The sequence below is a fragment of the Microbacterium sp. A93 genome, from assembly GCF_051842835.1.
Map to the genome: position 1 here is coordinate 329,955 of NZ_JBPXMT010000001.1, position 22,447 is coordinate 352,401.

At 63.6% G+C, this 22,447-nt stretch carries 22 protein-coding genes; 19 read left to right on the plus strand and 3 right to left on the minus strand.

What is annotated here, in order from left to right:
- Positions 1-8: 8 nt before the first annotated feature.
- From ACSU1G_RS01640 to ACSU1G_RS01695, 12 genes are all read left to right on the plus strand, one after another.
- Positions 9-1,052 (plus strand): polyprenyl synthetase family protein, encoded by a 1,044-nt coding sequence (locus ACSU1G_RS01640; RefSeq protein ID WP_439278155.1) that lies wholly within the window; start codon positions 9-11, stop codon positions 1,050-1,052.
- Positions 1,049-1,915: a phytoene/squalene synthase family protein gene (locus ACSU1G_RS01645; protein WP_439278156.1), complete on the plus strand. Its 867-nt coding sequence runs from the start codon at positions 1,049-1,051 to the stop codon at positions 1,913-1,915. Before ACSU1G_RS01640 ends, ACSU1G_RS01645 begins: the two co-directional genes overlap by 4 nt.
- Positions 1,912-3,471 carry a phytoene desaturase family protein gene (crtI, locus tag ACSU1G_RS01650; protein ID WP_439278157.1) on the plus strand — a complete coding sequence of 520 codons (1,560 nt, stop codon included), beginning with the start codon at positions 1,912-1,914 and terminating at the stop codon, positions 3,469-3,471. The genes ACSU1G_RS01645 and crtI overlap by 4 nt, the downstream gene beginning before the upstream one ends.
- Positions 3,468-3,791 (plus strand): lycopene cyclase domain-containing protein, encoded by a 324-nt coding sequence (locus ACSU1G_RS01655; protein WP_439278158.1) that lies wholly within the window; start codon positions 3,468-3,470, stop codon positions 3,789-3,791. The genes crtI and ACSU1G_RS01655 overlap by 4 nt, the downstream gene beginning before the upstream one ends.
- Positions 3,788-4,123: a lycopene cyclase domain-containing protein gene (locus tag ACSU1G_RS01660; RefSeq protein ID WP_439278159.1), complete on the plus strand. Its 336-nt coding sequence runs from the start codon at positions 3,788-3,790 to the stop codon at positions 4,121-4,123. The genes ACSU1G_RS01655 and ACSU1G_RS01660 overlap by 4 nt, the downstream gene beginning before the upstream one ends.
- A complete protein-coding gene (locus ACSU1G_RS01665; protein WP_439278160.1) occupies positions 4,116-5,006 on the plus strand; it encodes a prenyltransferase in 891 nt (296 codons plus the stop codon). Before ACSU1G_RS01660 ends, ACSU1G_RS01665 begins: the two co-directional genes overlap by 8 nt.
- The gene (locus ACSU1G_RS01670) at positions 5,003-6,475 is read left to right on the plus strand and encodes an SDR family oxidoreductase (protein WP_439278161.1); all 1,473 of its coding nucleotides are present in this window, start codon (positions 5,003-5,005) and stop codon (positions 6,473-6,475) included. The genes ACSU1G_RS01665 and ACSU1G_RS01670 overlap by 4 nt, the downstream gene beginning before the upstream one ends.
- Positions 6,472-6,969 carry a pyrimidine dimer DNA glycosylase/endonuclease V gene (locus tag ACSU1G_RS01675; RefSeq protein ID WP_439278162.1) on the plus strand — a complete coding sequence of 166 codons (498 nt, stop codon included), beginning with the start codon at positions 6,472-6,474 and terminating at the stop codon, positions 6,967-6,969. Before ACSU1G_RS01670 ends, ACSU1G_RS01675 begins: the two co-directional genes overlap by 4 nt.
- A gap of 23 nt (positions 6,970-6,992) precedes the next feature.
- Entirely contained in the window at positions 6,993-8,177 is a 1,185-nt protein-coding gene (locus ACSU1G_RS01680) for a ferrochelatase (protein ID WP_439278668.1), read from the plus strand.
- Between the two features lie 139 nt (positions 8,178-8,316).
- Complete coding sequence (locus ACSU1G_RS01685) at positions 8,317-10,290, plus strand: fibronectin type III domain-containing protein (RefSeq protein ID WP_439278163.1); 1,974 nt, start codon at positions 8,317-8,319, stop codon at positions 10,288-10,290.
- Positions 10,291-10,645: 355 nt separating this feature from the next.
- Complete coding sequence (gene thrS, locus ACSU1G_RS01690) at positions 10,646-12,574, plus strand: threonine--tRNA ligase (protein WP_439278669.1); 1,929 nt, start codon at positions 10,646-10,648, stop codon at positions 12,572-12,574.
- Entirely contained in the window at positions 12,571-13,125 is a 555-nt protein-coding gene (locus ACSU1G_RS01695) for an HIT family protein (RefSeq protein ID WP_439278164.1), read from the plus strand. Before thrS ends, ACSU1G_RS01695 begins: the two co-directional genes overlap by 4 nt.
- Before the next feature lie 7 nt (positions 13,126-13,132).
- Here the strand turns inward: ACSU1G_RS01695 and pdxY are convergent, their stop codons facing one another.
- On the minus strand, positions 13,133-13,984 hold the full coding sequence (pdxY, locus tag ACSU1G_RS01700) for a pyridoxal kinase PdxY (RefSeq protein ID WP_439278165.1): 852 nt from the start codon (positions 13,982-13,984) through the stop codon (positions 13,133-13,135).
- Positions 13,985-14,024: 40 nt separating this feature from the next.
- Positions 14,025-15,332 carry an aminotransferase class I/II-fold pyridoxal phosphate-dependent enzyme gene (locus tag ACSU1G_RS01705; protein WP_439278166.1) on the minus strand — a complete coding sequence of 436 codons (1,308 nt, stop codon included), beginning with the start codon at positions 15,330-15,332 and terminating at the stop codon, positions 14,025-14,027.
- Between the two features lie 96 nt (positions 15,333-15,428).
- Here ACSU1G_RS01705 and pdxS point away from each other — a divergent pair, with 96 nt between their 5' ends.
- The 3 genes from pdxS to ACSU1G_RS01720 are packed head-to-tail and all read left to right on the plus strand — an operon-like array spanning position 15,429 to position 17,817.
- A complete protein-coding gene (pdxS, locus tag ACSU1G_RS01710; RefSeq protein ID WP_439278167.1) occupies positions 15,429-16,328 on the plus strand; it encodes a pyridoxal 5'-phosphate synthase lyase subunit PdxS in 900 nt (299 codons plus the stop codon).
- On the plus strand, positions 16,318-16,929 hold the full coding sequence (gene pdxT, locus ACSU1G_RS01715) for a pyridoxal 5'-phosphate synthase glutaminase subunit PdxT (RefSeq protein WP_439278168.1): 612 nt from the start codon (positions 16,318-16,320) through the stop codon (positions 16,927-16,929). Before pdxS ends, pdxT begins: the two co-directional genes overlap by 11 nt.
- Positions 16,930-16,938: 9 nt before the next feature.
- Entirely contained in the window at positions 16,939-17,817 is an 879-nt protein-coding gene (locus ACSU1G_RS01720) for a DUF402 domain-containing protein (RefSeq protein WP_439278169.1), read from the plus strand.
- A gap of 32 nt (positions 17,818-17,849) precedes the next feature.
- On the opposite strand, the gene ACSU1G_RS01725 is transcribed toward ACSU1G_RS01720, so the two are convergent.
- A complete protein-coding gene (locus ACSU1G_RS01725; protein ID WP_439278170.1) occupies positions 17,850-19,214 on the minus strand; it encodes a pyridoxal phosphate-dependent decarboxylase family protein in 1,365 nt (454 codons plus the stop codon).
- A gap of 123 nt (positions 19,215-19,337) precedes the next feature.
- Here ACSU1G_RS01725 and ACSU1G_RS01730 point away from each other — a divergent pair, with 123 nt between their 5' ends.
- From ACSU1G_RS01730 to ruvB, 4 genes are read left to right on the plus strand one after another with little or no spacing between them, the layout of a single operon-like run.
- On the plus strand, positions 19,338-20,105 hold the full coding sequence (locus tag ACSU1G_RS01730) for a YebC/PmpR family DNA-binding transcriptional regulator (protein ID WP_439278670.1): 768 nt from the start codon (positions 19,338-19,340) through the stop codon (positions 20,103-20,105).
- A gap of 46 nt (positions 20,106-20,151) precedes the next feature.
- Entirely contained in the window at positions 20,152-20,736 is a 585-nt protein-coding gene (gene ruvC / locus ACSU1G_RS01735; RefSeq protein ID WP_439278171.1) for a crossover junction endodeoxyribonuclease RuvC, read from the plus strand.
- A 9-nt stretch (positions 20,737-20,745) separates the two neighbouring features.
- Positions 20,746-21,366, plus strand: coding sequence for a Holliday junction branch migration protein RuvA (ruvA, locus tag ACSU1G_RS01740; protein ID WP_439278172.1), 621 nt, complete (start codon positions 20,746-20,748; stop codon positions 21,364-21,366).
- Positions 21,359-22,402 carry a Holliday junction branch migration DNA helicase RuvB gene (ruvB, locus tag ACSU1G_RS01745; RefSeq protein ID WP_439278173.1) on the plus strand — a complete coding sequence of 348 codons (1,044 nt, stop codon included), beginning with the start codon at positions 21,359-21,361 and terminating at the stop codon, positions 22,400-22,402. The genes ruvA and ruvB overlap by 8 nt, the downstream gene beginning before the upstream one ends.
- The last annotated feature ends 45 nt before the right edge of the window (positions 22,403-22,447 follow it).

Genomic DNA, 22,447 nt, shown 5'->3' on the forward strand with positions numbered 1-22,447 from the left:
CTACTCGGGTGGACGACATCGCTTTCGCCTTCGAATCGAGGCTGATGGAAGTGCTTGCGAAGGGCCGTGAACGTTCGCGAGATTTCTCCGCTCCGTACACGAAGCTTTGGGAATCTTTGGAACGGATGGCGGCGGGAGGGAAGAGGATTCGACCACGCTTGCTCATGGGCGCGTATGAGGCGCTCGGAGGTATCGACGAGCGTGTTGCGGTGGATGCCGCATGCGCGATGGAACTTCTACATATCGCACTTGTGATCCACGACGACGTCATCGACAAAGACTTGATGCGTCGCGGCGAGATGAATATCTCTGGACGGTTCGCATCGGAAGCGATGCTCCGTGGAACCACGCGAAGGGACGCAAATGCCTGGGGCGAAGCATCATCGCTACTTGCCGGTGACCTCATGCTCACCCTCGCTCATTCACTTCTCGCGCGGCTCGACATCCACGACGAGCGACGGCAAGCAGTTCTCGATGTTTTCGACGACACCGTCTTCGAGAGCGCAGCGGGAGAACACTACGACGTTTGGCTCAGCATGCGTCTCCAGCAGGCGACTGCGCAGGATGTTCTGGCGATGGTTGATCAGAAGACCGCCGCGTATTCCTTTCAAGCCCCCCTTATACTGGCCGCGATTCTTGCCGGCTCCACTACGAGTGTCATCGACGAGCTGACGGCCATCGCCCGGCGGATCGGTGTGATCTACCAATTGCGCGATGACGTACTCGGCTTATTCGGCGATGAACGAGAAACGGGGAAATCGACCATCAGTGACCTGCGTGAAGGGAAAGAAACCCTCCTGATCGCATACGCACGCTCTGACGTGGCGTGGGCGGAGGTCGAATCCCTCTTCGGCGACAGCGCACTCAGTGTCGCCGACAGTCGTCGGCTCAAGCGGGTGATCGAAGAATCAGGAGCACTCGTTTTTGTGGAATCCTTCATCACTGAGCGTTGTGATGAGGTCTACCAGCTGGTCCAGGAAGCGGCTCTGCCCGCAGCGCTGAAAAGCCAGCTGCTCACCTTGACCTCCGCCTGCAATTCGCGTGTCTCATGAAAATCACAGACCTCGATCTCTACAACGCGACGGCAACTGCCGCCGCCTCAACCGTCATCCGTGAATACTCGACATCGTTCGCGTGGGCTAGCCGTCTGCTTGATGCCCCCGCACGGGATCACATAGCGCGCATCTACGCACTGGTGCGCATCGCCGATGAGCTTGTCGATGGTCCGGCAGAGATGGCCGGAGTAGATACGCGAACGCGCGCAGTGCTGCTCGATGAACTCGAAGCAGAGACCGAACGAGCTCTGCGGCTGGGCTTCAGCACAAACCTTGTGGTGCACGCGTTCGCGTTGAGCGGGCGCGAATACGGGATCGGCATGGACCTGTGCCGACCGTTCTTCGCGTCGATGAGACGAGATCTCGAACCCGCGGTGTTCAACCAGACTGAGCTCAACGACTATATCTACGGCTCTGCCGAAGTCGTCGGACTCATGTGCCTGGCAGTCTTCGAATCCGGCATGAATCGCGAAGACGACGAGCGCGGGCGGCTCGATTGCGGTGCCCGCAGCCTCGGCGCAGCGTTTCAGAAGGTCAACTTCCTCCGCGACTTCGCCGGCGATCATGACGACCTCGGCCGCGCATATTTCCCCGGGACGGAGAACGAACTGACGGAGGCGGCCAAAGCCGACATCGTTGCATCCATCAGGGACGACTTGCATGTCGCGGATGATTCGATTCCGCTTCTGGCTCCAGGTTGTCGGGCGTCAGTATGGGCGGCGCGGGCAATGTTCGGTGAGCTCACCGACCGCATTGAGTCGACACCGGTGTCCGAGCTGATCAGCACCCGGGTGCGCGTTCCGAACTCCGTGAAAGCACGGATCCTGGCTCGTGCGCTCGCGATGAAGGCAATCCGGTGAAGGCGTCGCGCGTCATCGTCATCGGCGGAGGGGTCAGCGGGCTCGCCACCGCCTGTCTTCTTGCACGTGACGGACATCAGGTGACGGTTCTCGAGAAGAACAGCGAACTCGGTGGAAGGGCAGGGTCGTGGGAGCAGGACGGATTCACCTTTGACACCGGTCCCTCCTGGTACCTCATGCCCGAGGTCTTCGAACACTTCTATCGCATGATGGGCACGACAACGACGGAGCAGCTCGACCTGGTGCCACTTCAACCTGGCTACCGCATTTATGGCGAGCCGGAAGGGCGAGAGGCAGAGGGCCCTATCGATGTGAGTTCGGGAGCGGATGCGACCGCCGCACTGTTCGAGAGCCGTGAACGCGGGGGAGGCGACCGTATTCGCAGGTATCTTGTGTCGGCGACCAGGACCTATCACGCGGCGGTGAGCTCGTTCCTCTACAACCCGTTTTCTTCATGGCGAGACTTTCTGTCGGCGAAGGTGCTCAGTTCCGTGCCCGCCGTTCTCCCGCTGCTCACGCGTTCGCTGTGGTCTTTCATCGCGCGCCGCTTCCGTGATGTGCGCCTGCGCCAGATCCTCGGTTACCCCGCGGTGTTCCTCGGCACATCACCGTTTGACGCACCCGCGCTGTACCAACTGATGAGTCACATGGACCTGGTGGATGGGGTCAAATACCCGCTCGGCGGATTCCGAAGCTTCGTCACCTCTCTCGTCGAGATCGCACGCGAGAATAACGTCGAAATTCTCACCGACAGCGATGTCCTCGCCATCACCAGTGAGAACGGCTCCGTTCGCTCAGTCGATTTCGAGAGAGACGGTCAGATGCGGCGGTTTGACGCCGACATCGTCGTTTCGGCGATCGACGAACACCACACCGAGACGGTACTGCTCAAGGAAGCCGACCGTTCCTACCCACAGAAGCGGTGGGACAAGCAGGTCTCTAGCCCGAGCGCCGTGCTCATCATGCTGGGTGTCGAAGGGGCACTGCCGGAACTGCTGCATCACACGCTGTTCTTCTCCAACGACTGGCACGACAACTTTGAGGCGATCTTCGGAACGTCGACGCGTATTCCTAAGGCGCCGTCACTGTATGTCTGCAAGCCGAGCGCGACCGACGACGATGTGGCCCCGGATGGCCATGAGAACCTGTTCGTGCTCATTCCGCTGCCACCGGACACCACCATCGGGCATGGCGGAACTGGCTCCTCTGGCGATGAGCTGGTGACTGCAGTCGCTGACCGTGCCATCGACCAGATCGCCACGTGGGCGGACATCCCCGATCTAGCGTCGCGTGTCGTAGTGCGACGTACCGTGGGTCCTGCGGACTTCGCCGATCAGTTCAACACGTTCCGAGGAAGCGCTCTCGGACCTGCCCACACATTGGGCCAGAGTGCGTTCTTCCGCGGCGTGACTCGCTCCCGTCGGGTTGGTGGTCTCTTCTACACCGGTGCGACCTCCGTGCCGGGCGTCGGGTTGCCGATGTGTCTCATCAGCGCAGAACTGGTTCTCAAGCACGTGCGAGGCGACCACTCGCCAGGACCGCTGGAGGAATCATGAGCGGTGTCTATGCGGCATCGCTGCTTGTCAGTGCAGCGTGTCTTGTGCTGCTCGACCTGCGATTCGCGCTCGTGTTCCGCCGTAGCCCGCTGATCGGGGGAGCGGTGCTCGTCATCGGCGTGGTTTTCTTCATTGCTTGGGATGCGGTGGGCATCGGTCTCGGAGTGTTCCGGCATCTCGATTCACGATGGGCGACTGGCATTCTTCTGGCGCCGGAGTTCCCGGTCGAAGAACTCCTTTTCCTGGGGTTCCTCTGCTACCTCACGCTCATTCTGCTGAGCGGCTGGCAACGCTGGCGAGAGAGGGAGGACAACCGATGACATACCTGGTCATGTCACTGCCGTTCGTCGGCGCAGCATTCATCGTCTTCACTGTCGGTGTCGCTCATGCGGGGCGGCGAGGAACCGTGGGGCGCTACTTCTCCTCCTGGGCGGTGACGACGGCCGCGCTCATGGTGCTGACTGCCGTGTTCGACAACGTGATGATGGCGGCCGGATTCTTCGATTACGGCGCCGATGAGATCTCCGGCATCCGGTTCGGTCTGATGCCTGTAGAGGACTTTCTCTATCCGATTGCCGGCGCTCTGCTGATTGCCGGAGTGTGGCAGCTGTTCGGCGGAGCACAAGAGAGGAGAGCTGGCACCGATGTCTGAAGGCTCGTCCACGATTCGCACGTTGCTCACCGCCTCACGGCCGCTGAGCTGGATCAACACGGCGTACCCATTCGCCGCCGTCTACTTTCTGACGACCGGGAGCATCGACGTGTCGTTGGTGGTCGGCACCATCTTCTTCCTCGTGCCGTACAACCTGGCGATGTACGGCGTGAATGACGTGTTCGACTATGAGTCCGACCTGGCGAATCCCCGAAAAGGCGGCGCTGAGGGCGCGAAGCTGCCACCCCGACTACACCGGGCGACTCTCTTGGCTTCCTCGGTGCTCGTTGTGCCATTTGTCATCACTCTCGTGGTCCTCGGTTCTGATCGACCGATCTCCTGGCTCATCTTGGCCGTAAGTCTCTTCGCTGTCCTTGCGTACTCGGTGCCCGGACTGCGATTCAAGGAAATCCCGGTGCTCGACTCGATCACCTCGAGTACCCACTTCGTCACACCGGCGCTTTACGCGCTCGCCCTCGCGGGGACGACGATCACCCCCGCGATTGTCGTGACCATGCTCGCGTTCTTCTGTTGGGGCATGGCAAGTCATGCGTTCGGCGCTGTGCAGGACATCGTGCCTGACCGCGAGGCAGGCATCGGCTCCATCGCCACAGCCCTCGGCGCCATGACGACCGTCAGAATCGCGGTGGTGCTGTGGGCGGCCGCCGGAATCCTCATGCTCTTCACCCCATGGCCGGCGATCCTGGCCGTGCTGGCCGCGCTGCCTTACATCATCAGCGCCGCACCATATTTGCGCGTAGAGGATGCGAACTCAGGCACTGCGAACCGCGCCTGGCGCCGCTTTCTCGGCATCAACTACGCAGTGGGATTCGCAATCACCTTGCTGCTCATCGTCTGCACGATGGAAGGACTTTTCTCATGACCCATTTGCTCGTCACCGGCGCGACCGGGTATATCGGTGGACGTCTGGTTCCCCAGCTGCTTGACGCCGGCTACGAGGTGAGCGTGTACGTTCGTGCCCCGTGGAAGCTGCGAGATGTCCCGTGGCGAGAACGGGTAAGCGTGTTCAAAGGAGACCTTTCAGACCCAGTTGCGACCCGTCGCGCACTGAACGGCGTGGACGTGGCGTTCTACCTCGTGCACTCGATGAGTGCCGGGCGTGACTTCGTGAGCGCAGAGGAAGAGGCCGCGCAGACCTTCGCCGAAGCTGCTTCCGCTGCGGAAGTGGGGAGAATCGTCTACCTCGGCGGTCTGCACCCCGACAACGCCAAGCTCTCGAAGCATCTCTCGTCACGGGCGGCAGTGGGGCAGGTCTTTCTAGGATGCGTTGTGCCAGCAATCGTGTTCCAAGCGGGAATCGTGATCGGATCTGGTTCGGCGTCGTTTGAGATGATTCGCCATCTCACCGAGGTTCTTCCGTACATGCCCGCGCCGCGCTGGGTGCGCAACCACGTGCAGCCCATAGCCATCCGCGACGTGCTCCGCTACCTGGTGCAGGCCGTCTCTATCGAAGAAGAGCTCAACCGAACCTTCGATATCGGCGGCCCAGACACCCTGCGCTACGGGCAGATGATGAATGGCTATGCAGTCGAAGCCGGGCTTCCTCAACGACACATCGCAGCGCTACCCGTGCTCACGCCGTGGCTCGCATCTCAGTGGGTGAGCCTGGTGAGCCCTGTTCCTCGCCAGATCGCTGTGCCGATCATCGCATCCCTTCAGAACGACTGTGTCGTAGAAGAGACCGACATCGACAGATACATCGCGTTGCCTGAGGAAGGACTCATCCCATATCGGACATCAGTCCGGCTGGCACTCACTCGTGAGGCTGAGGGGCAAGTCGAAACGAGCTGGCAGAGCGCTACCGTCCCTGGAGCACCGAGTGATCCATTGCCGAGTGATCCGGATTGGGCGGGCCACACCGTCTTCACTGACCTGCGCGAGCGTGAGAGCACTGCATCCACAGGCGCTGTGTGGGACGTGATCGAGGCGATCGGCGGCGAGAAGGGATGGCATTCATTCCCGCTGGCATGGGCGGCACGCGGGTGGATCGACCGGATCGTCGGTGGAGTCGGTATGCGACGTGGCAGACGACATCCATCGCGAGTGAACAGCGGTGACGTAATCGATGTGTGGCGGGTTGAGTCGATCAATCGGGGACGCATGCTGCGTCTGCGGGCCGAGATGCGGATGCCTGGTCGCGGATGGCTCGAGCTGGGAGTGGAGCCGACCGAGAACGGAAGTCGCTACCGCCAGCGCGCCGTCTACTTCCCGAAGGGGCTCACCGGCCGGTTGTACTGGGCCGTCCTTCTACCGTTCCACGGCATCATCTTCAACGGCATGGCCGCCAGCATCCTGCGTGACGCCGAGCAGGCGATGGTGGATGCAACATGAGGCTGTGGTCGATGCATCCTCGGTACTTCGACCGCCAAGCGCTTACAGCGTGCTGGCGCGAGGGACTCCTCGCCCAAGCGGTGATCACGGAACCCGGTCGAGGCTACTCTCGCCATCCTCAACTGCGGCGCTTTCAGCAGATGGAGAATCCGCGAGCGGCGATCGGCGACTACCTCGGCGCCATCGTCGACGAAGCAGACGCGCGCGGTTATCACTTCGCCAGCGGAAAGATTCGAACTGTGGGTGCTGAAGCACGGCTGACAGTCAACGACGCGCAGCTCGCGTACGAGTGGACGCATCTTCTCACCAAGCTGCAACTACGCAGCCCCAACGTATGGGAACGCTGGGACAGCATCGCGTTCCCCGACCCGCATCCGAGTTTCATCGTCGTCGACGGACCAATCGCAGACTGGGAGAAAGTCGATGCGCGCCCCACCACGGGGGAGTCTCTCAGTCTGAGAAACGCCAGCGATCTGGAGGAATCATCACCATGAGCAGCACACCTGACCGCCGCGACATGAAACCGCCCGCCGCTTCGGGCGTGCATCTGGAAGACGGTTCTGTCGTTCCGGGCGCCACGGAGGCGGCGCAAAGCGGTCCAGAACACGCCACCCGGCCGATAAACTACGACGCGGTCCTCCTCTCAGGGTTCGGTGGCCCCGAAGGGCAAGATGACGTTCTGCCGTTCCTGCGGAACGTCACTCGCGGGCGAGGTATCCCCGATGAGCGGCTCGAAGAAGTCGCGCACCACTATCGGCAGTTCGGCGGGGTCAGCCCCATCAACGAGCAAAACCGCCAACTCAAGCGGGCGCTCCAGGATGCGCTTTCACAGGCAGGCCTCGACCTGCCTGTGTACTGGGGCAACCGAAACTGGGCTCCGTATCTCGACGAGGCACTCGCGCAAGCTGCGCGGGACGGCGTCCGGACGATGATCGCGATTCCGACAAGCGCGTACTCGTCGTACTCGTCGTGTCGTCAATACCGTGAGGACTGGGCTGATGCCTTGGAAGCCACAGGGCTGCAACGGACGCTCCAGATCGACAAGGTTCGGCAGTTCTTCTCACACCCGGGCTTCATCCAGCCCTTCATCGATGGGGTGCGCGAAGGCGTGGCAGAAGCAGTGAAGGAGGGTCACGAATTCTCGCGAATCGAGGTGCTGTTCTCCACGCACAGCATTCCGACAGACGATGCAGCTCGATCCGGCGCCGGCCTTTTCGCCGACGTCGATGGGGGAGGCTACGCCGCGCAACACCTCGCAGTCGCTGAGGACGTCATCGCCAAAGCCGCGCCGGGAATCTCATGGCAACTCGTCTACCAGTCGCGATCCGGCCCGCCATCGCAGCCCTGGCTCGAGCCCGACATCAACGATGCGCTCGAAGCGCTCCAAGGACGCACCGCGGTGTTGATCGTCCCCGTGGGGTTCATCAGCGACCACATGGAGGTCATGTGGGATCTCGACACCGAGGCTCGCGAAACGGCGGGGCGCCTCGGACTGTGGGTCACGCGCACCCCCACCCCTGGCACGAACCCCGATTTTGTGCAGGCGCTCGTCGACCTCGTGCAGGAAAGATGCTCTGGGCGCCCCGCTCAGCAGCGTGCCAACGCCACGAACATCGGGCCGTGGTTCGACGTGTGTCGTCCGGGCTGCTGTGAGAATCCCCGGCTCGGCTTCAAACCAGCGATTGCCGGCCTGCAACCGTAGTACGCGCGCGAATTCAGTAATCAGCCGGCGACAGCATGTTTCGTCCGCGCCCAGCACCACCTCACTGGAACACGGTCCATGGCTTTTGGGGACCTAGCTCCCTACAGTGCGGCTCGGCCAGTCTGCCAGTATTGAGCATATGTACCCTTTTCGCGCGCCTGAACGCCGTCTCGTCAGGAAAGCCCGCTCGCCCATTATCGCGGCCGGGCTTGCCGTCACGCTCGGCTTCGCCGGCATTGTGGCCGGCCCAGTCGCATCCGCTTCGGCTGCTACCAGTTACCCGGTGACTGCCACCGTGCAAGTCGGCGTCAACCCGAGTGGGGTGGCGGTGAATGCGAGTACGAACACCGTTTATGTGCCCAACCTCGCTAGCGGCACGGTGTCGGTGATTGATGGGGACACGAACACGGTGACCTCGATCGTGCGCGTCGACGGCAACCCGCGCGCAGTGGCGGTGAATGCGATCACGAACACCGTGTACGTGACCGACGGCAACGCGGGCACGGTGTCGGTGATCGACGGGGCCACCAATACGGTGACCACCACTGTGGCCGTCGGCCGTTCTCCGTTCGGGGTAGCGGTGAATGCGACCACGAACACCGTGTACGTGACCAACGTTGACGACAGTACGATATCGGTGATCAACGGGGCCACTAACGCGGTGACCACTACCGTGGCCGTCGACGGTGCTCCGTTCGGGGTAGCAGTGAATGCGACCACGAACACTGTGTACGTGACCACCCTTTTTGGCGGCATGGTATCGGTGCTCGACGGGGGTACTAACGCCGTGACGGCTACCGTGCTCGTCGGCGCCTTTCCGTCAAGTGTCGCGGTGAATGCGAATACGAACACCGCGTATGTGGTCAACGCGATCGATGGCACGGTGTCGGTGATCAACGGGGCCACTAACTCGGTGATCACCACCGTGTCGGTCGGTGATCAGCCGCCCGAGGTGGCGGTGAATGCGAACACGAACACCGTCTATGTCACCAGCCAGAGCGACGACACGGTATCGGTGATCGACGGGGCCACCAACACGGTGACTGCCACCGTGCCTACTGGTAGCGGTGCGGGCGGGGTGGCGGTGAATGTGAACACGAACGCCGCGTATGTGGCCAACTTTTACGGCGACACGGTGTCGGTAATCACCCCGATGACCGTGCCGGGCGCCCCGACGGATGTCGTGGCGACAGCTGGCGACGGGCAGGCGTCTGTGATCTTCGCCGCACCGACCGCCGGCGGCGGGTCCGCGATCACCGAGTACACGGTCACCGCAACGAACACGACGAATCCGGGCGCTGGCGGACGAACCGCGATCGGTGCTGCCTCCCCACTGACTGTGACAGGTCTGACCAACGGCGACAGCTACACGTTCACGGTCACCGCAACGAACAGCAGTGGCACCGGTGCTGCCTCCGCGGCATCCGATCCAGTCACTCCCTCCGCCCCGGTGACGGTACCCGGTGCCCCGACGGGGGTGTCGGCGACCGCCGGTGACAGGCAGGCGTCTGTGGCTTTCACCGCACCGAGCGATGACGGGGGAGCGGCCATCACGGAGTACACGGTCACCGCGACGAACACGGCGAATCCGGATGATGGTGGACAGACCGCGACCGGTGCTGCTTCCCCGCTGGCCGTAATGGGTCTGACGAACGGGGACAGTTACACGTTCACGGTCACTGCAACGAACAGCGCCGGCACGGGTGCGGCTTCTGCGGCATCCGAGCCCGTGACGCTGGTGGTACCTCCGGTAGTGCCTATCCCGGTAGTGCCGACACCGGAACCAACGCCTGCTCCCGTTGTGCCTGTCCCGGTGGTACCGACACCGGAACCCACACCGGAACCCACACCGGTGCCAACACCGGAACCGACACCGGCTCCCGTTGTGCCCGCACCGGTAGTGCCGTCGCCCCCGCTGCCGACACCGACTCCCACACCTGTTGCACCCGCCCCGGTGAAGCCGGCGGCTACGCCAGCTGATCCATCGTTGGCCGCGACTGGTTCGGACCCTGCGCTGCCATTGGGGCTGGCAGGACTTCTGCTCATGACCGGGTTGGCAGTGTTCGGTGCCGCACGGCTGCACAATCGTTCAAAAAAGCCATATATCGGCTGAGCTGGCGACGAGATCGCGGCCAACCAGCACGCCGAGCACTCAGCACGCTGGTTGGCCGATGGCATTGACGGCGCGAGGCAACGTCAGGATGTGTGAGATGATTGATGAGTTCACGCGTCGTCCCTTCTAGACGAACGTGATCGCCGCTCCCGGGGGCTTCCACCCTTCGGGAGCACTTTCGTTAACAGGGTGATCCCCTCGCTGATGGGCGCAGTGAAGCGCAGATCCCCGGCGGATGCATGTCCCCACTGCTCAGGCGAGTAATCTGGGTGGTGACCTAATGGAGTGATCTGTGCCTGAAAATGCCCAGCCGAGTGACGGCTTCGCCTTGTTCTCTGACCGATCCGTCGTCGCCATGCGCGTCAACGGCGAACTGAAGGATCTCGCGGCCACCGTGACCGCGACCGATCAGGTCGAACCTGTCACGATCGAGAGCGAAGACGGACTCGCGATCCTGCGTCACTCCACGGCCCATGTTCTCGCTCAGGCAGTACAGCGGATCAACCCGCAGGCCAACCTCGGCATCGGCCCGCCGATCACCGACGGCTTCTACTATGACTTCGGCGTCGATACTCCGTTCACGCCGGAAGACGTCAAGGCGATCTCGAAAGAGATGCAGCGCATCGTCCGCGAGGGTCAGCGCTTCACTCGTCGCGTCGTCACCGACGACGAGGCACGGGCAGAGCTTGCCGACGAGCCCTTCAAACTCGAACTCATCGGACTCAAGGGCGGCAGCAGCGAAGCCGCTGAAGGCGCCTCCGTCGAGGTCGGCGCCGGCGAGCTGACGATCTACGACAACGTGAACAAGGGCGGCGAGGTCATCTGGAAGGATCTTTGCCGCGGCCCGCATCTACCCAGCACCCGCATGATCGGCAACGGCTGGGACCTCACCCGCATTGCCGCGGCCTACTGGCGCGGCAGTGAGAAGAACCCGCAGCTGCAGCGCATCTACGGCACTGCCTGGCCCACGAAGGATGAGATGCGCGCCTATAAGGAGCGCATCGCCGAGGCCGAGCGTCGCGATCACCGCAAGCTCGGCGTCGAGATGGACCTCTTCTCCTTCCCCGACGAGATCGGATCGGGCCTCGCGGTCTTCCACCCCAAGGGTGGAATCATCCGCTACGAGATCGAAGAGAATCTGCGCCGTCACCTGCTGCGTAACGGCTACGACGTCGTCAACAGCCCACACATCACCAAGAAGGATCTGTTCGAGACCTCCGGTCACCTGCAGACCTACGCGGACGGCATGTTCCCGCCGATGCACCTCGATGAGGTCACCGACGAGGATGGCAACATCACCCGCCAGGGCCAGGACTACTACCTGAAGCCGATGAACTGCCCGTTCCACAACCTCATCTACCGCTCCCGCGGACGCTCGTACCGTGAGCTGCCGCTGCGTCTGGCCGAGTTCGGAACCGTCTACCGCTACGAGAAGAGCGGAACGCTGTCGGGCCTGACTCGTGTGCGTGGCCTGACCCAGGATGACGCGCACATCTACGTCGCCCAGGATCAGGTGCAAGAAGAGCTCACCACGAACCTCAATCTTGTGCTCGATCTGCTGCGCGATTACGGGCTGAACGACTTCTACCTCGAGCTGTCCACCAATGAGGTGGGCAACCCGAAGTTCCTTGGCGAGCCAGAGCAGTGGACCAGCGCCATCGAGTCGCTGCGTGAGGTCGCTGTGGCATCCGGACTCGAGCTCGTCTCCGATCCGGGTGGCGCGGCCTTCTACGGCCCGAAGATCTCTGTGCAGGCGCGCGACGCCATCGGCCGTACCTGGCAGATGTCGACGATCCAGCTGGACTTCAACCAGCCAGAGCGCTTCGACCTGGAATACACCGGATCCGACGGACAGAAGCACCGGCCCGTCATGATCCACCGTGCGCTGCTGGGCTCTGTGGAGCGGTTCTTCGCGATCCTGCTCGAGCACTACGCGGGTGACTTCCCCGTCTGGCTCGCCCCGATGCAGGTCGTCGGTGTGCCCGTCGCAGAACAGTACGGCGAGTACCTGGACGGCGTCATCGCGCAATTGCGTGGAAGCGACGTACGCGCGGAGGTCGACCACTCCGACGACCGCATGCAGAAGAAGATCCGCAACCACACCACCTCGAAGGTGCCGCTGATCCTCATCGCCGGCGAGCAGGACAAGGAAGCTGGCACCGTCTCGTTCCGTTTCCGTGACGGCACCCAGCAGAACGGTGTGCCGATTGCGGATGCTGTGGCGCGCATCCGTGCGGCGATCGACTCGCATGCTCTCGTGCACACTGCGGAGGATCTGGCGTGACCGACGGGGATGCTGTCGAGGATGCCGCGCACCTTGCTGGCGTCCCTGACGATTTTCAGAGACTGTGGACTCCGCACCGGATGGCGTATATCCAGGCGGGGCCGGAGCCGCTGCGCGAAGAGTGCCCGTTCTGCGAGGCACCGAAGCATCCTGACGCCGAGCGGCTCATCGTCGCGCGCGGCGAGACTGCCTATGTGCTGCTGAACCTGTTCCCATACAACTCCGGACACCTGCTGGTGTGCCCGTATCGCCACATCGCGACCTACGACCAGGCGACGCCGCAGGAGGTCGCCGAGATCGGCGAGCTCACCCAGATTGGGATGCGTGTGCTCCGCGAGGTCTCGAACTGTGATGGTTTCAACTTGGGCATGAACCAGGGTGCGGTTGCCGGAGCGGGCGTCGACGGGCACCTGCACCAGCACATCGTGCCGCGGTGGCAGTCCGATGCGAACTTCTTCCCGATCATCGCCAAGACGAAGGCGCTCCCGCAGCTGCTCGGTGAGGTGCGTGAGGCCGTCGCGAACGCCTGGCCGACGCCTTCCGCTGGCTAGGCCGGGCCTAGCGAACCTGGCGCGCGGTGAACTGCAGCTTCGGGTGTGCGTAGGATTCCTGCGCCTCGATCAGCTTCAGTTCACGGTCGCCGGAGTCCAGCGTGAGCTTCAGCAGATCGAAAACACTCGACGCCGTGCGCTCCAGCGCGATCTTGGCGCTGCCGGTTTCGACGTAATGTGCCGTGAACAGCGCCGCAGTGACATCGCCGGAGCCGTTGGCCTTCATCGGCAGGTACGGCGTCTGCACGATCCATGCGCCGGCACTGTCGGCTGCAAGCATCTCGATCGTGCCCTCTTCGCGGTCGGGGCGCTCCACGCTCGTGACGAGCACGGTGTTCGGCCCCATCGCGCGTGCCACATCGACAGAAGCGAGTGTCGACTCGAGAGTGTCGGGTTCGGTGTCGGTGAGGAAGCCCAGTTCGAACTGATTGGGAGTGATGATGTCGGCCACCGGCACGACGCGCTCGCGCAACAGCAGTGGAATCGCGGGCGCGACGAAGCATCCGGACTTCGCATTGCCCATCACCGGATCGCACGCATATAGCGCCTTCGGGTTCGCGGCTTTGACACGCGCAACGGCGTCAATGATCACGTCTCCGATGCCTTCGCCACCCTGGTAGCCGGAGAGAATCGCGTCGACCTCGCCGAACATGCCGCGCTCTTCGATGCCGGTGATGACATCCGCGACGTCGGCGGGTGCGATCAGTGGTCCGCGCCACGAGCCGTAACCGGTGTGGTTAGAGAAGTTCACCGTGTTCACGGGGATCACATCGACACCGATGCGCTGCAGTGGGAACACCGCTGCGGAGTTGCCCACGTGGCCGTAGGCGACAGCTGACTGGATCGAGAGGATCTTCATCCCTCGATCTTCTCACTGCTGAGGGCTGCGCTCGTGCACATCACCGTACGGCGGAGGCAATATCAGAGATCAGTTGCTCGGCATCCTCCGGAGATAGATCATGCACGGTGAGCCTGAGATGGTGCGATGGTGCGTCCCGCGCCGACAGCGAGAATCCGTCGCCCGTGCGCACCAACCAGCCGCGCCGCATGAGCCGCTCCGACACCGTATGCGCGCGAATCGGCAACTCGACCCAGAGGTTCATGCCGTCGGCGTAATGGGTGCTGATCCCGTGTGCCCTGAGACGCGCGGCGAAGGCGGAATTGCGCTCGGCGTAATGCTCGCCAGCCGTGCGAATCGACGCGCGCACCTCGCTGTCGCTCAACAAGCCCAGCGCCAGGCGCTGCAACAGATGGCTCACCCAGGTCGTCCCGGGGCTGAGCCGCATCGCGAGGCGTTCTGCGGTCTCGGGGTCGGTCGCCGCGATAGCGAGACACATGTCAGGGCCCAAGAACTTCGACACGGAACGCAGCAGCGCGAATCTCTTGTGCCCAGGGCCAATCAGGCTCTCGTATGGCTGGGCGGACAGCATCGAGAAATGATCGTCTTCGATGATCAATACGTACGGATGCTCGGCCAGTACGGCGCGCAATGCGACGGCCCGTTCGGGGGAGAGGCTCGCACCTGTCGGGTTCTGCGCGCGCGGGGTGCAGATGACGGCGCGTACGCCGGCAGCCAATGCCGCGCGCAATCCAGCGACCGTCATCCCCTCCGCATCGACCGGCACCGGCACCGCTCGATATCCACCGAGACGCACGGTGTGGATGCTGGCGAGGAAGCACGGATCCTCGAGCGCCACGGCGTCATCTCGGGTCAGCGCCTGCGCCAGCAGACGCTCGACGGCATCCACCGCCCCGCTGGTAATCGTGATGCGGAAATCCGCCGAGGGGAGATCTGGGGCGACCCACTCACGTGCCCAAGCATCCAAAGCCCTGTCGATTACGGGCTCACCGTAGAGCACGGGGCGACCCGTGACGCTCGCCAGCACAGGGGATGGATCGGGGATGAGACGCGGATCGGGGTTACCGGTGCCGACATCGCGCAGAACGGTGTCGGCGGCGTAGCCCTCCTGGGCGACCGAGTCGTGTTCGACGAGCATGGTGCCGGCGCGTCCCCGGCTGACCACAAGCCCCGCTTGAGCGAGTTGACGGTACGCGGCGACGGTGGTGTTGCGGTTGACGCCCAGACGTGTGGCGAGTTCGCGTACCGGCGGCAGAACGGTACCGGGGCGCAAGACACCGCGCTCGCGTAGCGCTCGCACGCTCATCGCAATATCGGCGGCTGTCGTGCCTGTGATCTCGTCGTTCATGTCACCTCTCGACATCTGAGTCTAGAGCGCTTGCGCGTAGTGCTATCTTTTGGCATAGATCAAAGTTGATGTTTGGATACCCGAAAGGATCAGCTCATGGCTGCAGACCAGAATCCCACCACAGGATCGGCTCGCGTCAAGCGCGGTTTTGCCGAGATGCTCAAGGGCGGCGTGATCATGGACGTCGTCACTGCGGAGCAGGCCAAGATTGCCGAGGATGCCGGCGCTGTCGCCGTCATGGCACTGGAGCGGGTGCCCGCAGACATTCGCGCGCAGGGTGGCGTCTCGCGGATGAGCGACCCCGACATGATCGACAGCATCATCAACACGGTGTCGATCCCGGTGATGGCGAAGGCGCGCATCGGACACTTCGTCGAAGCTCAGATCCTCCAAGAGCTCGGAGTCGACTACATCGACGAATCCGAGGTCCTGTCGCCCGCCGACTATGTGAACCACATCGACAAGTGGGGCTACACCGTTCCCTTCGTCTGCGGTGCGACCAACCTCGGTGAGGCGCTGCGCCGGATCAATGAGGGCGCGGCGATGATCCGCTCCAAGGGCGAGGCAGGCACCGGCGACGTCTCTGAAGCGACGAAGCACATCCGTACGATCACCAGCGAGATCAACGTTCTGCGCTCGAAGACGAAGGACGAGCTCTACGTTGCGGCAAAGGAACTGCAGGCGCCTTATGACCTCGTCGCCGAGATTGCGGCCACCGGCAAGCTGCCGGTCGTGCTGTTCGTCGCCGGTGGCGTGGCCACCCCCGCAGACGCGGCGATGATGATGCAGCTCGGCGCTGACGGCGTATTCGTCGGATCCGGCATCTTCAAGTCGGGAAACCCGGCCGAACGGGCCGCGGCGATCGTGAAGGCCACCACCTTCTACGATGACGCCAAGGTCGTCGCCGAGGTCTCTCGCGGTCTGGGCGAAGCGATGGTCGGCATCAACGTGTCGGATCTGCCCGCACCGCACCGACTTGCCGAGCGTGGCTGGTAACCGACCGCGCATCGGGGTGCTCGCCCTGCAGGGCGATGTGCGCGAGCACGAGCAGGTGCTGTCGTCCCTCGGCGCGGATGTTCTGCGTGTGCGCCGCGCCGAGGACCTCGCGCTGGTGGACGCTCTCGTGATTCCCGGTGGCGAGTCATCCGTGATCGACAAGCTGTCGCGGCTGTTCGGTCTGCAGCAGCCGATTCGCGATGCGATCGCCGACGGGATGCCGGTACTCGGCACCTGCGCCGGACTCATCATGCTCGCCGACACCGTGGTGGATGCCATCGACGGGCAGGAGTCGTTCGGTGGGCTCGATGTGGTCGTCAGGCGCAACGCGTTCGGTCGCCAGGTCGAATCGTTCGAAGCAGAACTGGATGTGCCTGCGCTCGGCCCGGTGCCAGTGCGAGCCGCCTTCATCCGCGGTCCGGTCGTGGAATCGGTGGGAGCCGGTGCGACCGTGATGGCGGCACTGGAGGACGGCAGGGTCGTTGCCGCCTCGCAGGGGAACCTGATCGGTCTGAGCTTTCATCCGGAGATTACTGGGGAGACCCGCTTCCACGAGCGGCTGCTGGCTCTCGCCGCAGAACGCGCCGCGACCACGCTGTAGCGTGGCGGAATGCGATTGCCGATCGGATCAACGGATGTCAGCGCCAGTGGCGGAAACGCCGAACTCATCGGTCGATGCGGTGAGGGCTGGAAACGCATATCCGACAGTGAAATGACTCTGGCCGCGGCGATCGCGCTCCTCGACACCGGTAATCACGACGGCGCGCACGTCGATTCCGTGCGGCAGGATGCGGTGCCGTCCGCCAGCGTTGACTCTCCGCGATTCGCACCAGGAGAGGGGATTCTCTGGCGCTACGGACGCTACATCGAGACAGCGCGCGTGATTCGTGACGACGCACGGGGCCTGGTCGTCTGGATACCGTCCGGCTCGGCGCGACTGGAATCAGTGCCGGCTGATGGCCGTCGAACCCGTGACGTGCCGTTGGAGGAGCGCTTCAGCGTCCCATGGGTGACCAGGGAGTCCACGTGGACAGGGCCCGGTGTGGTGCGCGTCGCCCCGACTGGCAGGCCATGGTCGGTCTGGTTCTTCCGTCAAATAGATGGCACTCCGGCTGGTGCGTATGTAAACCTGGAGCTGCCGCACCGGCGCGTGGCCGGTGACCCCGGCGGAATCGTCTCCCGCGACCTCGTCCTGGATCTGTGGATTGATGCCGAGCATCCAGGGTCAGAGGACATCTGGTTGAAGGATGCCGACGAACTGGTCGCCGCTGTCGAGCAAGGGCGGTTCTCCGCAGAGCAGGCGGAGGCCGTGCGCTCGCTCGCCGATCACGCCGGGCAGGAGCTCGTCGCTTCGGGCGGCTGGCCACTCGACGAGGGCTGGGATGTGTGGGCACCAGACGCGGCGATGGACGTGCCGGTGGCGCTGCCGGTCAATGCGGACATGGACGCCGCGCGCCTGAGATCCGGGCGCACCAGCCTCGAGGGCTGACAGGTACGCGTCCCACGCCCTGAGACCGGACGCTACGCCTCGATGAGGCGGCGGAACGCCGCCAGCGTGCGATCGATGTCGTCGCCGGTGGTCGCCCAGGACGACATCGAGCAACGCAGCGCAGTGCGACCCCTCCACTGCGCTCCGGTCACGGCGGCGGTGCCGTCGGCGAGGATCGCTTCGCCCAATGCGCGGGTGGCCTCATCTGAGCCGAGGCAGAACATGACCTGTGTGTAGTCGACATCATTGAGCACCTCGACGCCGTCGATAAATGACAACCCCGCTGCCATCGCGACCGCGTTCGCATGCAGACCTTCAATCAGCCCGGCGATCCCATCCCGTCCGAGCGCACGCATCGCCGCCCAGGCTGGAACACCGCGTGCGCGTCGGGAGAGCTCCGGAGTGACATCCCACGGGTCCAGGCCGGAATAGATCAGATAGTCACCGCCGGTACGGAAGGCTGCGATCGAGTCCGCCGGGTCACGCACGATCGCCATTCCACAGTCGTACGGCACGTTCAGCGTCTTATGCGCATCCGTCGCCCATGAATTGGCGCCTTCGATGCCTGCCGTCAGGTGGCGAAGCGATGCGGATGCCGCAGCCCACAGCCCGAACGCGCCGTCGATGTGCACCCAGGCATCGTGGCGCCGGGCGATCGGGATCAGGGTGTTGAAATCGTCGAACGCACCAGTGTGCACCTCACCGGCCTGCAGACACACGATCAGCGGGCCGTCCTCTGCGTCGAGTGCCTGTTCCAGCGCGTCCGCGCGCATCCGGCCCTGGTCATCGGAATCGATGACGGTGAATTCTGTGCGGCCGATCCCGAGGAAGCGCGCAGCGCGATCGACGGAGCCGTGGCGGTCAGCGCCGACGACGAACCGGACCTGTGGCGCGGAACGCAGCCCCTGCTCGGCCAGATCCCATCCTGCCCGCGCCAAGACTGCGGTGCGGGCGGTTGCCAGGCATGTGTAGTTCGCGAGTTGCCCACCGGTGACGAACCCGACGCTCGCCGACTCGGGGAGTCCGAACAGCTCCAGCATCCACTGTCCTGCAACACGCTCCATCGCCACCGTCGCCGGAGTCAGCATCGACGATCCCGAGTTCTGATCCCACGCCGAGACGAGCCAATCTGCAGCGAGGGCGGCCGGATGAGTTCCGCCGATGACGAATCCGAAGAAGCGTCCGCCCGGGATGGCGACGAGCCCTGGGCCCGCATACAGAGCCATCTCCTCGACGACAGCAGCAGCGTCCATGCCGTGTTCGGGCAGCGGCCTGCTAAATACCTCCAGCATTTCGTCCAGACTCGCACGCGGCCACACCGGTCGGTCATCCAAAGTCCCCAGGAACTCTGTCGCACGGCGGTGTGCGGTGTCGAGAGCACGCTCTCGCTCATCCATGTGCCTGAGTCTCGCACCAGGCTCCACGGCGAACAAGACCATTTCTCGGTGCGTGCCGCTGCGTTCGCTAGACTGGTCGATGCCTTGGAGGCAACTCCGGGGCTGAACTACGAGCGGAGGCATATGTCCGGGCATTCCAAGTGGGCGACGACGAAGCACAAGAAGGCCGTCACCGACTCCAGGCGCGCGAAGTCGTGGGCGAAGCTCATCAAGAACATCGAAGTGGCTGCGAAGCTTGGCGGCGCAGACATGCAGGGCAACCCGACGCTGTTCGATGCTGTGCTCAAGGCCAAGAAGATGTCGGTCCCTAAGGACAACATCGATCGTGCAGTGAAGCGCGGCGCCGGTATCGGCGGCCAGGCCATCGAGTACACCTCGATCATGTATGAGGGCTACGGCCCGAACGGTGTCGCAATCATGATCGAGTGTCTGACCGACAACAAGAACCGTGCGGCCGCTGAAGTACGCACCACGCTCAGCAGGAACGGCGGCACTCTCGCCGATCCAGGCAGCGTTGCGTACAACTTCACACGCAAGGGCATCATCGTGGTCAGTGCCGAGGGTGCGACTGAGGATGATGTCATGATGGCGGCTCTGGAAGCTGGCGCCGAGGAGATCGAACCTCACGCCGAGGGCTTCGAGGTCACCACCGAGCCCGCCGATCTGGTCGCGGTTCGCACTGCGCTGGTTGATGCGGGTCTCGAGTACGCGTCTGCCGATATTGAGTTCGTGCCGAACCTCAAGGTCGAGATCGATGCAGACACGGCCCGCAAGGTCTTCCGCCTCATCGACGCGCTAGAAGACAGCGAAGATGTGCAGAACATCTACAGCAACTTCGACCTGACCGCCGAGGTGCAGGCCGAACTCGAAAGCGACGACTCAGACGACTAAGGCGCGCCGTCGAAGCCGCCGGTCTCCTGGCACATAACCTGGGGGAGTGGCGGCTTCTTCTTTGCGTGTGCTGGGCATCGACCCCGGCCTGACCCGGTGCGGTGTCGGTGTCGTCGATGTCGATCGTGCCCGGAAGGGGACGCTCGTGCACGTCGGTGTGATCCGCACGCCACCGGATGCGCCGATCGGCGAACGTCTGGCGGCAGTGGCCGCTGGCATCCGCGCGGTTCTCGAAGAACACCAACCCGATGCCGTCGCTGTCGAGCGAGTCTTTGCGCAGCACAACAGCCACACCGTCATGGGTACCGCGCAGGCAAGTGGTGTGGCGTTGCTGATCGCCGCGGAAGCCGGCCTGCCGGCTGCGACGCACACGCCCAGTGAAGTGAAAGCCGCCGTCACCGGCTACGGCTCTGCCGACAAGAAGCAGGTGCAGGCGATGATTGCACGCATCCTCCGCCTGGATGCACCCCCGCAACCTGCTGACGCCGCGGATGCGCTGGCTATTGCGCTGTGTCATGCGTGGCGTCGTGGTGGCGCAGCCCCTGGCGCGGCGGAAACGCTGACGCCCGCGCAACGAGCATGGGCCGATGCTGAGCGTGTCGCTCGAACATACATACGATCCGGCTCGTAGGCTGAGAGGATGATCTCCTCACTGCACGGGACCGTGCTCTCCGTCGGCGTCGATCATGTCGTGATCGAAGTCGGTGGTGTCGGCTTTTTCGTATTCGTCCCTGGAGACGTCGCGCACACCGCGCGAGTGGCTGAGCAAATGCGACTGCACACCAGCCTCATCGTGCGTGAAGATGCACTCACCCTGTTCGGCTTTGCCGATTCCACACAGCTCGAGGTCTTCTCACTGCTGCTGAGCGTGACAGGCGTCGGCCCGAAGTCTGCGTTGGGAGTGCTCGGACACCTGAGCGTCGATCAGATCGCCACAGCTGTCGCTGATGACGATGACGCTCCGTTCCGCCGTGTTTCCGGAATCGGCCCGAAGACGGCGAAGCTGATCGTCGTGCAACTGGCCGGCAAGCTGCAGCGGCCGGCCGCCAATGCTGCCGCCCGCTCTTCCGGCGCCGGCGATATCGTCGCGCAGGTTGCGACGGCATTGGTTGGTCTCGGCTGGTCGGAGAAGGTCGCCGTCGAAGCCGCCAGTGAGACCGCAGAAGCCGCCAGTGACTCCGATCGGGACTCGGTTTCTGCACTGCTGCGTCACGCACTCGCAGCACTCGGCCCGGCCAAGACTGGAGTAACGCGTGGTTGACGGCAGAGAGTCGGAAGGCCGGGATGCCGCAGAACCGATTGACGAGGTAGAACTCGCAATCGAAGGTGCGCTTCGCCCTGGCAGTCTGGGTGAGTTCGTCGGACAGCCGAAGGTGCGCGGTCAGCTTCAATTGTTGCTGGACGCCGCGCGCATCCAGAATCGGCCACCGGATCACATCCTGCTCGCTGGCCCTCCTGGCCTCGGCAAAACGACTCTTGCGATGATCGTGGCCTATGAGAGCGAGCGTCCGCTGCGGCTCTCCAGCGGACCCGCGATTCAGCACGCGGGCGACCTGGCGGCACTGCTGTCGAGCCTGGTTCCGGGCGAAGTCCTCTTCATCGATGAGATTCACCGCATGGCGCGATCCGCAGAAGAGATGCTGTATCTCGCGATGGAAGACTTCCGCATCGACATCATGGTCGGCAAGGGGGCCGGCGCCACCAGTATCCCGCTGGATCTTGCACCGTTCACCCTTGTCGGTGCGACCACCCGTTCCGGGCTGCTGCCCAACCCGCTGCGCGACCGATTCGGGTTCACCGGCCATCTCGAGTTCTATGACGACAGCGACCTCGAAAAGGTTATCGCGCGGTCCTCAAATGTGCTGGGCGTCGGCATGCCCGCCGATGCGTTGAACGAGATCGCTCGACGCTCCAGAGGAACCCCGCGTATCGCGAACCGCCTACTACGGCGCGTGCGTGATTACGCGCTCGTGCACGGCGAACACGGCGCCGCAACGATCGCCGACGTCAACGCCGCTCTCGAACTCTACGACGTCGACCCAATCGGCCTCGACCGGCTCGACCGCGCTGTGTTGGAGACGTTGGTTCGGCGTTTCCGTGGCGGTCCAGTGGGGCTCAGCACCCTGGCTGTGGCGGTCGGTGAGGAAGCAGAGACCGTCGAGAGCGTGGTTGAACCCTTCCTGGTGCGTATTGGGTTCCTGGGACGCACGCCGCGGGGCCGCGTCGCCATGCCCGAGGCGTATCAGCATCTCGGGTTGCAGCATCCCGAGACGGCGCCATTGCTCAATGACCTATAATCACTGAAGACTTCCCCCCTAATCTTCTGCGCGTCCACCGTTGGC

Excerpts from the sequence above, each read along its gene's own strand:
- ACSU1G_RS01645 (WP_439278156.1), top strand. The coding sequence starts at position 1,049 with ATGAAAATCACAGACCTCGATCTCTACAACGCGACGGCAACTGCCGCC.
- ACSU1G_RS01655 (WP_439278158.1), top strand. The coding sequence starts at position 3,468 with ATGAGCGGTGTCTATGCGGCATCGCTGCTTGTCAGTGCAGCGTGTCTT.
- ACSU1G_RS01660 (WP_439278159.1), top strand. The coding sequence starts at position 3,788 with ATGACATACCTGGTCATGTCACTGCCGTTCGTCGGCGCAGCATTCATC.
- ACSU1G_RS01665 (WP_439278160.1), top strand. The coding sequence starts at position 4,116 with ATGTCTGAAGGCTCGTCCACGATTCGCACGTTGCTCACCGCCTCACGG.
- ACSU1G_RS01670 (WP_439278161.1), top strand. The coding sequence starts at position 5,003 with ATGACCCATTTGCTCGTCACCGGCGCGACCGGGTATATCGGTGGACGT.
- ACSU1G_RS01675 (WP_439278162.1), top strand. The coding sequence starts at position 6,472 with ATGAGGCTGTGGTCGATGCATCCTCGGTACTTCGACCGCCAAGCGCTT.
- ACSU1G_RS01680 (WP_439278668.1), top strand. The coding sequence starts at position 6,993 with ATGAAACCGCCCGCCGCTTCGGGCGTGCATCTGGAAGACGGTTCTGTC.
- ACSU1G_RS01685 (WP_439278163.1), top strand. The coding sequence starts at position 8,317 with ATGTACCCTTTTCGCGCGCCTGAACGCCGTCTCGTCAGGAAAGCCCGC.
- thrS (WP_439278669.1), top strand. The coding sequence starts at position 10,646 with ATGCGCGTCAACGGCGAACTGAAGGATCTCGCGGCCACCGTGACCGCG.
- pdxY (WP_439278165.1), bottom strand. The coding sequence starts at position 13,984 with ATGAAGATCCTCTCGATCCAGTCAGCTGTCGCCTACGGCCACGTGGGC.
- ACSU1G_RS01705 (WP_439278166.1), bottom strand. The coding sequence starts at position 15,332 with ATGAACGACGAGATCACAGGCACGACAGCCGCCGATATTGCGATGAGC.
- pdxS (WP_439278167.1), top strand. The coding sequence starts at position 15,429 with ATGGCTGCAGACCAGAATCCCACCACAGGATCGGCTCGCGTCAAGCGC.
- ACSU1G_RS01720 (WP_439278169.1), top strand. The coding sequence starts at position 16,939 with ATGCGATTGCCGATCGGATCAACGGATGTCAGCGCCAGTGGCGGAAAC.
- ACSU1G_RS01725 (WP_439278170.1), bottom strand. The coding sequence starts at position 19,214 with ATGGATGAGCGAGAGCGTGCTCTCGACACCGCACACCGCCGTGCGACA.
- ACSU1G_RS01730 (WP_439278670.1), top strand. The coding sequence starts at position 19,338 with ATGTCCGGGCATTCCAAGTGGGCGACGACGAAGCACAAGAAGGCCGTC.
- ruvA (WP_439278172.1), top strand. The coding sequence starts at position 20,746 with ATGATCTCCTCACTGCACGGGACCGTGCTCTCCGTCGGCGTCGATCAT.